We start from the raw sequence: 10,888 nt of genomic DNA, 5'->3' as shown, positions 1-10,888 counted from the left end.
CCCGGACCCCGCCGGGCAGGACGGAACGACGCACGAGGGCGTCGCCGTCCTGCCCGACGGACTGCTCGGACCCGGGCTGACCCGGGCGGACGAGCGGGAGGTCCAGCGGCACGTCAGGCGTCGGCAGGCTCGGAGGCGGCGGTGTCCGCCGCCTCGTCCGCGCCGTCACCCTCGATGACCGCGTGCAGGGAGAGCTTGCCGCGGGGGTCGATCTCGCCGATCTCGACCTGGACCTTCTGGCCCACGGACAGCACGTCCTCGACGTTCTCGACGCGCTTGCCACCCACGAGCTTGCGGATCTGCGAGATGTGCAGCAGACCGTCCTTGCCCGGCGAGAGCGACACGAACGCGCCGAACGTCGTCGTCTTGACGACGGTGCCGACGAAGCGCTCGCCCACCTCGGGCATGTGCGGGTTGGCGATCGCGTTGATCGCCGCCCGCGCGGCCTCCGCCGACGGACCGTCGGTGGCGCCGATGTAGACCGTGCCGTCGTCCTCGATCGAGATGTCGGCGCCGGTCTCCTCCTGGATCTGGTTGATCATCTTGCCCTTCGGGCCGATGACCTCGCCGATCTTGTCGACCGGGACCTTCACCGTGATGACGCGGGGCGCGAACGGGCTCATCTCGTCCGGGACGTCGATCGCCTCGGCGATGACGTCGAGGATCGCGAGACGCGCCTCCTTGGCCTGCGTCAGCGCGCCACCGAGGACCGAGGCGGGGATGCCGTCGAGCTTGGTGTCGAGCTGGATCGCGGTGACGAACTCGCGCGTGCCGGCGACCTTGAAGTCCATGTCGCCGAACGCGTCCTCGGCGCCGAGGATGTCGGTGAGCGCCGCGTAGCGGGTCTCACCGTCCACCGTGTCGGACACGAGGCCCATCGCGATGCCCGCGACGGGTGCGCGCAGCGGCACGCCGGCGTTGAGCAGCGACAGCGTGCTCGCGCAGACCGAGCCCATGGACGTCGAGCCGTTGGAGCCGAGGGCCTCGGACACCTGGCGGATCGCGTAGGGGAACTCCTCGCGGCTCGGCAGCACGGGCATGAGCGCCCGCTCGGCGAGCGCGCCGTGGCCGATCTCGCGCCGCTTCGGCGAGCCGACGCGGCCCGTCTCACCGGTCGAGTACGGCGGGAAGTTGTAGTTGTGCATGTAGCGCTTGCGCGTCTCCGGGGAGAGCGTGTCGAGCTGCTGCTCCATGCGGAGCATGTTGAGCGTCGTGACGCCGAGGATCTGCGTCTCGCCGCGCTCGAAGATCGCCGAGCCGTGCACGCGGGGCAGGACCTCGACCTCGGCCGACAGCGTGCGGATGTCCCGCAGGCCACGGCCGTCGATGCGGAAGCCGTCCGTGAGGATGCGCTGGCGGATGAGCTTCTTCTGCACCGACCGGTAGGCGGCGGAGAGCTCCTTCTCGCGACCCGCGAACTGCTCGGAGAGCCCGGCCACGACCTCGGCCTTGATCTCGTCGAGGCGGTTCTCACGGGTCTGCTTGTCGGCGATGGACAGCGCCTCGCCCAGCGGGCCGGCGGACGCGGCCTCGACGGCGGCGAACGTGTCGTCCTGGTAGTCCGGGAACGTCGGGAAGACCTGGGTCTCCTTGGCGGCCTTCGCGGCGAGCTCCTGCTGCGCCTGGACGAGGACCTTGATGAACGGCTTCGACGCCTCGAGGCCCTGCGCGACGATCTCCTCGGTGGGCGCGGTCGCGCCCTCCTGGATGAGGTTCCACGACTTCTCGGGCGCCTCCGCCTCGATCATCGCGATCGCGACGTCGTCACCCACGACACGGCCGGCGACGACCATGTCGAACGTCGCGCGCTCACGCTCGGAGTAGCGCGGGAACGCGACCCACTGGCCGTCGACGAGCGCGATGCGCACGCCGCCGACCGGACCCGAGAAGGGCAGGCCGGAGAGCTGCGTCGAGATCGACGCGGCGTTGATCGCGAGCGTGTCGTACGAGTCGTCCGGGTGGATCGCCAGGACGGTGATGACGACCTGGACCTCGTTGCGCAGGCCCTTGACGAACAGGGGGCGCAGCGGGCGGTCGACGAGACGGCAGGCGAGGATCGCCTCGGTCGAGGGACGGCCCTCGCGACGGAAGAACGAGCCGGGGATCTTGCCGGCCGCGTACTGCCGCTCCTCGACGTCGATCGTCAGCGGGAAGAAGTCGAACTGGTCCTTGGGGTGCTTGCCCGCCGTCGTGGCGGCCAGCAGCATCGTGTCGCCGTCCAGGTAGGCGGCGGCGGAGCCGGCGGCCTGCTTGGCCAGGCGGCCCGTCTCGAAGCGGACGGTACGGGTGCCGAAGCGGCCGTTGTCGATGACGGCCTCGGCGAACTGGATCTCGGGACCCTCCACGGGTGCCCTCCTCGTTCTACGAAGGCGCCGGCCGGCCGCGGCGGTCTTCGACCGTGGTCCTCGGAGCCTGGGGCTCCGGGGGCCACTACCGAGGACCGGACGAGCGGGCCGACGCGGTGGATGGTGCAGGTGCTGCGGGTGGTACCGCCGGGTGGTGCGGGGCGGAACCGGGTGAGTCAGGTGGTGCGTGCCCGGCGGGCGCGGTTCAGGGCCGGCCGGGGCGAACATCGGACCAGCCCGGACCCTGTCGCGGGTCCGGGCTGGTCCGGAGGCTCAACGGCGCAGGCCGAGGCGCTCGATGATCGCGCGGTAGCGGTTGATGTCGACCTTCTGCAGGTAGCCGAGCAGGCGGCGACGACGACCGACGAGCAGCAGCAGGCCACGACGGCTGTGGTGGTCGTGCTTGTGCTCCTTGAGGTGCTCCGTCAGGTCCTTGATCCGCTGGGTCAGGACGGCGATCTGCACCTCCGGCGAACCGGTGTCGCCCTCGTGCGTCGCGTACTCGGTCATGATGGCCTGCTTGGTGGCGCTGTCCAGGGACACGGTTCTCCAGGTTGTCTCGTTGCGCGGTGCTCCGGGGCATGTCCACCCGGGCTCTCTCGTTCCGCGGCCGTTCTGACGGCGTCGTCCATCGTACCAGGCCGTACGCCGCGGCCCGCTCAGACGGTCGTGGCCCCGGCGAGGACCACGCGGACGCGCTCGACGTCCTCGTGCATCCGCTCGAGCAGCGCGTCCACGGAGTCGAACCGCAGCGTCGGCCGCAGCCGCTCGACGAGCTCGACGACGACCTGCTCGTCGTACAGGTCGAGGTCGTCGCGGTCCAGCACGTACGCCTCGACGCGTCGCTCGACCCCGTCGAACGTCGGGTTGGTGCCGATCGACACCGCGGCGGGCAGCACCGTGTCGGGCTCCCCCGCGCCCACGGGCGTGCCGTCGGCCCGCAGGACGCGCCGCAGCCACCCCGCGTAGACGCCGTCGGCAGGCACCATGCCCGCGAGGTCGCCGCCCAGGTTGGCCGTCGGGAAGCCGAGCTCGCGGCCGCGCGCGTCGCCGTGCACGACCGTGCCGCGGACGCGGTGCGGGCGGCCGAGCACGCGTGCGGCGCCCACGACGTCGCCCGCCTCGAGCAGCTCGCGGGTCCACGTCGACGACCAGCGTCGGCGCAGCGGGTCGGCCGCATGGTCCTCGGCGCTGCCGGGGTCGGCTGCCTGCGTCGGCGCGACGTCCTCGATGACCTCGACCTCGAAGCCGTGCCGCTCGCCGAGCGCGACCATCGTCGAGAGGTCGCCCGAGTTCTGCCAGCCGAAGCGCACGTCGCGGCCGACCACGACCGTCCGGGCGTGCAGCCCGTCGACGAGGTACCGCTGCACGAACTCCTCGGGCGTCTGCCGCGCGAAGTCGAGCGAGTACGGCAGCAGCAGCACCGCGTCGAGCCCGGTCTCGGCCAGCAGCTCCAGACGGTCCTCGTCGCCCGTGAGCAGCGGCGGCGCGGACTCAGGTCGGTGGACCTGCAGCGGGTGCGGGCTGAACGTCACCGCCACGGCACGGGCGCCGACCGCCCGGGCGTCCGCGCACATGCGCGTGAGGACGCTGACGTGCCCGCGGTGGACACCGTCGAAGTTGCCGATGGTCACGACCGACGGGCCGAACCCGGACGGGACGTCCGTGAGGTCGTTCCAGCGCTGCACAGGGAGGATCATGCCACCGCCCGGCGACCGGGCCCCGCCACGCCCTCCCCTCGGACGGTGCCTATGCTGCCCGGGTGCGGTGGCAGACGTTCGGCGAGACGACGATCTACGACAGCCCCTGGGTGCGCCTGACGACGGTCGACGTCGAGGTCCCGGGGCACGGGCGGATCGACCACCACGTGGTGCGCTACCCCGCGCCGGCGGCCGCGACCGTGGTCCTCGACCCCGCGCGCGGCGTGCTGCTGCTGTGGCGGCACCGCTTCATCACGGACTCGTGGGGCTGGGAGGTCCCGGCGGGGCGCGTCGACCCCGGCGAGACCCCGGCTCAGGCCGCGGCGCGCGAGGTGCTGGAGGAGACCGGCTGGCGCCCGGGGCCGGTCCGCCCGCTGGTCCGCTACGAGGCGGCGCACGGGTCGACCGACCTGGTCTTCCACGCGTTCGTCGCCGACGGCGCCGAGCACGTCGGCGACCCGAGCGACCCGTCGGAGTCCGAGCGGGTCGAGTGGGTGCCGCTGGACGAGGTGCGCCGGCTGGTGACGAGCGGCGCCGTCGTCGACGGGCTGACGCTCACCGCGCTCCTGCGGGTGCTGCTCGACGTCCCTCCGGGAGCGGACCCCGCGACGACCGAGGGGCGCGCGGACCCCCGGGAGACCGCGGACCGCGCCGAGGGCACGGAGCTCGCGGGGCGTTAGGAGCCCGCGGCGGCCAGGACGAGGACCGGCCGCGCCTTGCCGTCGCGGTCGGCGAGCAGCGCGACGAGCGTGCCGTCCGGCGCCACGGCGGCGACCGGGGCGGACGGGGTGCCCGCGACGTCGTCGCACGCGATGCCCTGGCCGTAGGACAGCGCCCGCGCCTCGGGCTCGGTGAGCTCGCGCACGACGAACGCGGCGCGTGCGGCGTCGGTGAGCGGCAGGACGGGCAGCGGCGCGTCCTCGGGCTCGGCGGCGAGCGCGTCGAGCGTCCGTGCGACGTCGAGCCCGAACCCGCCGACCCGCGTCCGGCGCAGCGCGGTCAGGTGGCCGCCGACGCCCAGCGCCGCACCGAGGTCGCGCGCGAGCGCGCGCACGTACGTGCCGGACGAGACGACGACCGTGACGTCGAGGTCCAGCACGCCGGTGCCGTCGGCAACCCCGGGCCGCCGCGCGTGCACGTCGAACCGCGAGACGATGGCGGGCCGGGCGGCCAGCTCGACCTGCTCGCCCGCGCGCACCCGGGCGTAGGCCCGCTCGCCGGCGACCTTGATCGCCGAGACCGAGCTCGGGACCTGCAGGATCGGGCCCGTGAGGGCACCGACCGCCGCGTCGAGGGAGTCCTGGCCGACACCGGTGGCATCGACCGTCGCGACGACCTCACCCTCGGCGTCGTCGGTCGTGGTGGCGACGCCCAGGCGGATCGTCGCGGTGTACTCCTTGTCGGCCCCGACGAGGTACGTGAGCAGCTTGGTCGCGCGCCCGATCCCGAGCACGAGGACGCCGGTGGCCATCGGGTCGAGGGTCCCGGCGTGCCCGACCTTGCGCGTCGCGGCGAGGCGGCGGGTGCGCGCGACGACGTCGTGGCTGGTCCAGCCCTGGGGCTTGTCGACGACGACGAGCCCGTCGGCGGCGGTGGGGCGGCGCGGGCCGGTGGGGGTCGGGCGGCTCACGACAGCGGCGTGAGGTGCTCGAGGGTGCACGCGACGAGGCCGTCCATCCCGGTGTCCTCGCCGGCGTGCCGGTGGGCGTCGACGGCGAGCAGGACGTTGATGAGCATGCCCTGCGCGACGAACAGGCGCGCGTCGTCGTCGGTGCCGCCGGAGCGCTCGCGGAACAGCCGGAACGCCTCGCCGAGCGTGTGCCGGGCGACGCGGCCGACGGCGTCGTCGGCACCGGCGATGAAGCCGTGCATGAGCAGGCGCAGCAGGTCGCGGTCGTCGAGCAGCCCGACGTAGCCGTCCCCCATCCGCTTGCCGGCGTCGTCGCCTGCGGGGACGGCGCTGAGCGTCGCGAGGACCTGGTCGCTGGCCTGCTGGTACGCCGCGAGGAAGAGCTCGCGCTTGGAGCCGAAGAGGCGCACGACGTAGGGCTGCGAGACGCCGGCCGCGCGGGCGACCTCGTCGGTGCTGGCGGCGTACCCGCCCTCGGCGAAGACGCGGCGGGCGGCGGCGAGGATCTGCTCGCGCCGCTCGGCGCCGGTCATGCGCTGCGGAGCGCTGAGCTGGTCGGTGGTGGACGGCACCTTGACAGGTTATCAGCCGATGCCTACGTTCGTCGCTTGTTAGTAATCACTCAATGCCAACAAGCCGAGGAGCCGTCGTGACCGTCACCGCCTCCGCACCACCCCGGACCGGCGCCGACAGCCCGTCCCCCGCCGTCCGCCGCCCGCACCGGGCCGTCCCCGTGGGCGTCGCGCTCGTCGCCGCGTCCCTGCCGATGTTCATGGCGACGCTCGACAACCTCGTCATGACCACCGCCCTGCCCGTCCTGCAGGTCGAGCTCGGCGCCTCGATCGAGCAGCTCCAGTGGATGGTCAACGCCTACACGCTGTCGTTCGCGAGCCTGATGATCGCCGCCGCGACCCTGGGCGACCGGCTCGGCCGACGCCGCGTCTTCGTCGCCGGCATCGCGGTGTTCGCGCTCGCCTCGATCGCGTCCGCCCTCGCCACGACCGCCGGCACCCTCATCGCCGCGCGCGCCGTCCAGGGCGTCGGCGCGGCCGCGATCATGCCGCTGTCCCTCACCCTGCTCGCCGGCTCGGTGCCCGCCGCACGCCGGGCCATGGCGATCGGCATCTGGGGCGCGGTGTCCGGCCTGGGCGTCGCCCTCGGCCCCGTCATCGGCGGCGCCGTCGTCGACGGCATCGCCTGGCAGGCGATCTTCTGGATCAACGTGCCCGTCGCGATCGTCGCGATCCCGCTCGTCCGCCGGGCCCTGCCCGAGTCGCACGGTCGCCGCCAGCCCCTCGACACGCTCGGCCTGCTCCTGGCCGGCACCGGTGTGCTGTCGACCGTCTGGGCGATCGTGCGCGGCAACGACGACGGCTGGGGCTCCGCGCGCGTCGTCGGCGGCCTCCTGCTCGGCGTCGCCCTGCTCGGCGCGTTCCTGCTCCGCGAGCAGCGCACCGACCACCCGCTCGTCCCGCTGCGCCTGTTCCGCGTCCGCTCGTTCAGCGTCGCGAACGCGACCGCCCTGCTGTTCTCCGTCGGCGTCTTCGGCATCGTGTTCCTGCTGTCGCAGTACCTCCAGGTCGGCCTCGGCTACTCGCCGCTCGAGGCGGGCCTGCGGACGCTGCCCTGGACCGCGGCACCCATGCTCGTCGCCCCGGTCGCCGGGATGCTCGCCCCGCGCCTCGGCGTGCGCCCCCTGCTCACCGCGGGCCTCGCCCTGCAGGCCGCCGGGCTCGCCTGGCAGGGCCTGCTCGTCGGCGGCGACGTCGTCTACACCGACCTCGTGCCCGGCCTCGCGCTCGCCGGCATCGGCATGGGCCTGACGTTCGCGCCCAGCGCGACGGCCGTCCTCGCCGACATGGGCGCGGACGACCACGGCACGGCCAGCTCGGTCAACGCCACCGTCCGCGAGCTCGGCGGCGCGCTCGGCGTGGCCGTCCTCGTCGCCGTCTTCCAGGCCGCCGACGGCGACCTCACCCCTGCGGGCTACACCGCCGGGCTGCAGCCGGCCATGCTCACCGCCGCCGCAGTCGTCGCGGTCGGGGCGGGGCTCGCGCTGCTGATGCCGCGCAGCACCGGCCGCGGGCAGGCCGTCGCCGTGCACTGACGACCCTGACGACACCGCCGACGCGACGACCCCCGCACCGGTCTTCCGGTGCGGGGCTCGTGCGTGCGTGCGTGGGTCAGGCCTGGGCGTCGCCCTCGTCGTCCTCGGCGGGACGACGGTACGGGTCCGACTCCCCCGCGTACGACGCCGCGGCTGCCAATGCCGCCACCTCCGCGTCACGACGCTGCGCCTCGATGAGCGCGGCGTCCAGGTGCGCGGCCGTGTCGGGCACCGCGTCCAGGTGGAACGCGAGCGTCGGCGTGAGCCGGATGCCGGTCTGCTTGCCGACCTCCGAGCGGATGATGCCCTTGGCGCTCTCGAGCGCCTTCGCGCTCTCGGTGCGGGCCTCGTCGTCGCCGTAGACCGTGTAGAACACGTCCGCGTGCTGCAGGTCGCCCGTCACGCGCACGTCGGTGACGGTGACGAACCCGAGCCGCGGGTCCTTGATGCGCGTGTCGAGCATCTGCGCGACGACCTGCTGGATCCGTTCCGCCAGCTTCCTGGCACGAGCGGTGTCAGCCATGCGACACGTCCCTTCTCTCTCAGACTTCCAGCGAGAAGCCTCGCAAGGAAACGAACGGAGGGCTCGACGAAGGATCAGGCGCGCGGCTTCTCGCGCATCTCCCACGTCTCGATGACGTCCTCGACCTGCAGGTCGTTGAACGACCCGAGACCGATACCGCACTCGAAGCCCTCGCGGACCTCGGTGGCGTCGTCCTTGAACCGCTTGAGCGACTCGATCGTGAGGTTGTCCCCGACGACCTTGCCGCCGCGCAGCACGCGGGCCTTCGTGTTCCGGCGGATGAGGCCGGAGCGCACGATGGAACCGGCGATGTTGCCGAACTTGGAGGAGCGGAAGACCTCGCGGATCTCCGCGGAGCCGAGCTGCACCTCCTCGTACTCCGGCTTGAGCATGCCCTTGAGGGCCGCCTCGACGTCGTCGATCGCCTGGTAGATGACCGAGTAGAAGCGCACGTCGACGCCCTCGCGGTCGGCCAGGTCCTCGACGCGCTCCGCGAACTTCACGTTGAAGCCGATGATGATCGCGTTGTCGACCGTCGCCAGGTTGACGTCGTTCTGCGTGATGGCACCCACACCGCGGTGGATGACGCGCAGGTCGACCTCCTCGCCGACGTCGATCTTGAGCAGCGCGTCCTCGAGCGCCTCGACGGCACCCGACACGTCGCCCTTGAGGACGAGGTTGAGGGTCTCGACCTTGCCCTGTGCGAGCGCCTGCGTGAAGTCCTCGAGGCTGATGCGCTTGCGGCGCTTGGCCAGGAGGGCGGCGCGCTCGGCGGCCTCGCGCTTCTCGGCGATCTGACGTGCCGTGCGCTCCTCCGGAGCGACGAGCAGCGTGTCACCGGCGCTCGGCACCGACGCCAGGCCGAGGACCTGGACCGGACGGGCCGGGCCCGCCTCGACGACGGTGTTGCCGTGCTCGTCGAACATCGCCCGGACGCGGCCGTGGGCCGTGCCCGCGACGATCGCGTCGCCGACGCGCAGCGTGCCGGACTGGACCAGCACCGTCGCGACGGCACCGCGGCCCTTGTCGAGGTTCGCCTCGATGGCGACGCCGCGCGCGTCCTTGTCGGGGTTGGCCCGCAGGTCGAGCGCCGCGTCGGCCGTCAGCAGGACGGCCTCGAGGAGCTGGTCGATGCCCATGTTCTGCTTCGCGGACACGTCGACGAACATCGTGTCGCCGCCGTACTCCTCGGCCACCAGGTTGTACTCGGTGAGCTGCTGGCGGATCTTGGCGGGGTTGGCCCCCTCCTTGTCCACCTTGTTGACCGCGACCACGATCGGCACGTTGGCCGCCTGGGCGTGGTTGAGCGCCTCGATCGTCTGGGGCATCACGCCGTCGTCGGCCGCGACCACGAGGATCGCGATGTCCGTGACCTGCGCACCACGGGCACGCATGGCGGTGAACGCCTCGTGACCCGGGGTGTCGATGAACGTGATGGCCCGCTCGTTGCCCTCGTGCTCCTTGGTGACCTGGTAGGCACCGATGTGCTGGGTGATGCCGCCGGCCTCGCCCGCGACGACGTCCGTGGACCGGATGGCGTCGAGGAGCTTGGTCTTGCCGTGGTCGACGTGACCCATGACGGTCACGACCGGCGGGCGCGCCTGCAGGTCGTCGTCGCCCTCGGCCTCGAGCTCGGCGTCCAGGTCGATGTCGAAGGCCCCGAGCAGCTCGCGGTCCTCCTCCTCGGCCGACACCATCTCGATGACGTAGCCCAGCTCCTGGGCCAGCGTGCCGAAGGTGTCCTCGTCGAGCGACTGCGTCGCGGTCGCCATCTCACCGAGGTGGAACAGCACCGTGACGAGCGCCGCCGGGTTGGCGTCGATCTTGTCGGCGAAGTCGTTCAGCGACGAGCCGTGGCGCAGACGGATGACCGTCTTGCCGTTGCCGCGCGGGACGCTGACGCCACCGAGCGACGGGGCCTGCATGGCCTCGAACTCCTGGCGCTTCGCGCGCTTCGACTTCCGCCCGCGGACCGGACGACCGCCGGCACGACCGAACGCGCCCTGGGTCGAGCCGCGACCGGCACCACCGGGACGACCACCGCCGCCACCGGGACGGCCGGCGAAGCCGCCGCCGCCACCGGCACCGGGAGCACCGCCACCGCCGCCGGGACGACCGCCGAAGCCGCCACGACCGCCGCCGCCACCGCCGCCGGGACGACCGGCACCGGCCGGACGCTCACCGGGACGACCGACACCGCTGGACGTGCGGCCCGGCATCATGCCGGGGTTGGGGCGCGGACCACCCGGGCGAGGACCGCCCGGACGGGGGCCGCCGGGGCGGTCGCCCGCCGCGGCCGCGGGGGCCTCGGGACGACGGTCGCCCGGACGGGGCATCCCCTGGGACGGCGCGAACGGGTTGTTGCCCGGACGCGGGCCACCGGGGCGCTGACCGCCCTGGCCGGGACGCTCGCCCTGGCCGGGACGCTCGCCCTGGCGGGGCATGCCCTGCGACGGCGCGAACGGGTTGTTGCCCGGACGAGCGGCCGGACGCGGCGCGGCGGGACGACCGCCGGGAGCGGCGGACGGCGCCTGAGCGCCGGGACGGGCCTGGCCGGGGGCCGGACGCGCCGCGGGGGTCGCC

General features: G+C 73.4%; 9 protein-coding genes. 2 read left to right on the top strand and 7 right to left on the bottom strand.

What is annotated here, in order from left to right:
- Positions 1-113: 113 nt before the first annotated feature.
- The 3 genes from CBZ_RS08325 to CBZ_RS08315 all read right to left on the bottom strand — a co-directional run bounded on the left by CBZ_RS08325 (position 114) and on the right by CBZ_RS08315 (position 4,045).
- Positions 114-2,345: a polyribonucleotide nucleotidyltransferase gene (locus CBZ_RS08325; protein ID WP_130781107.1), complete on the bottom strand. Its 2,232-nt coding sequence runs from the start codon at positions 2,343-2,345 to the stop codon at positions 114-116.
- Between the two features lie 273 nt (positions 2,346-2,618).
- A complete protein-coding gene (gene rpsO / locus CBZ_RS08320; protein WP_130781106.1) occupies positions 2,619-2,888 on the bottom strand; it encodes a 30S ribosomal protein S15 in 270 nt (89 codons plus the stop codon).
- A gap of 116 nt (positions 2,889-3,004) precedes the next feature.
- Positions 3,005-4,045 carry a bifunctional riboflavin kinase/FAD synthetase gene (locus CBZ_RS08315; RefSeq protein WP_130781105.1) on the bottom strand — a complete coding sequence of 347 codons (1,041 nt, stop codon included), beginning with the start codon at positions 4,043-4,045 and terminating at the stop codon, positions 3,005-3,007.
- A 62-nt stretch (positions 4,046-4,107) separates the two neighbouring features.
- On the opposite strand from CBZ_RS08315, the gene CBZ_RS08310 reads away from it, so the two are divergent.
- A complete protein-coding gene (locus CBZ_RS08310; RefSeq protein WP_130781104.1) occupies positions 4,108-4,725 on the top strand; it encodes an NUDIX hydrolase in 618 nt (205 codons plus the stop codon).
- Here the strand turns inward: CBZ_RS08310 and truB are convergent.
- Both truB and CBZ_RS08300 read right to left on the bottom strand, forming a co-directional pair.
- On the bottom strand, positions 4,722-5,675 hold the full coding sequence (truB, locus tag CBZ_RS08305) for a tRNA pseudouridine(55) synthase TruB (RefSeq protein ID WP_130781103.1): 954 nt from the start codon (positions 5,673-5,675) through the stop codon (positions 4,722-4,724). The two genes, CBZ_RS08310 and truB, sit on opposite strands and share 4 nt — an antisense overlap.
- The gene (locus CBZ_RS08300; protein WP_246013172.1) at positions 5,672-6,247 is read right to left on the bottom strand and encodes a TetR/AcrR family transcriptional regulator; all 576 of its coding nucleotides are present in this window, start codon (positions 6,245-6,247) and stop codon (positions 5,672-5,674) included. Before CBZ_RS08300 ends, truB begins: the two co-directional genes overlap by 4 nt.
- 77 nt (positions 6,248-6,324) lie before the next feature.
- On the opposite strand from CBZ_RS08300, the gene CBZ_RS08295 reads away from it, so the two are divergent.
- Positions 6,325-7,782 carry an MFS transporter gene (locus tag CBZ_RS08295; RefSeq protein ID WP_246013170.1) on the top strand — a complete coding sequence of 486 codons (1,458 nt, stop codon included), beginning with the start codon at positions 6,325-6,327 and terminating at the stop codon, positions 7,780-7,782.
- 76 nt (positions 7,783-7,858) lie between these two features.
- Here the strand turns inward: CBZ_RS08295 and rbfA are convergent, their stop codons facing one another.
- Both rbfA and infB read right to left on the bottom strand, forming a co-directional pair.
- Complete coding sequence (gene rbfA, locus CBZ_RS08290; RefSeq protein WP_130781101.1) at positions 7,859-8,305, bottom strand: 30S ribosome-binding factor RbfA; 447 nt, start codon at positions 8,303-8,305, stop codon at positions 7,859-7,861.
- Positions 8,306-8,379: 74 nt separating this feature from the next.
- The coding region (gene infB, locus CBZ_RS08285) for a translation initiation factor IF-2 (protein ID WP_130781100.1) at positions 8,380-10,888 on the bottom strand (2,509 nt) is incomplete at its 5' end.

This window comes from Cellulomonas biazotea (genome assembly GCF_004306155.1).
Taxonomy (GTDB): domain Bacteria; phylum Actinomycetota; class Actinomycetes; order Actinomycetales; family Cellulomonadaceae; genus Cellulomonas; species Cellulomonas biazotea.
Note: the sequence above shows the minus strand (reverse complement) of the source record. Positions and strands in the feature narration are given on the sequence as shown.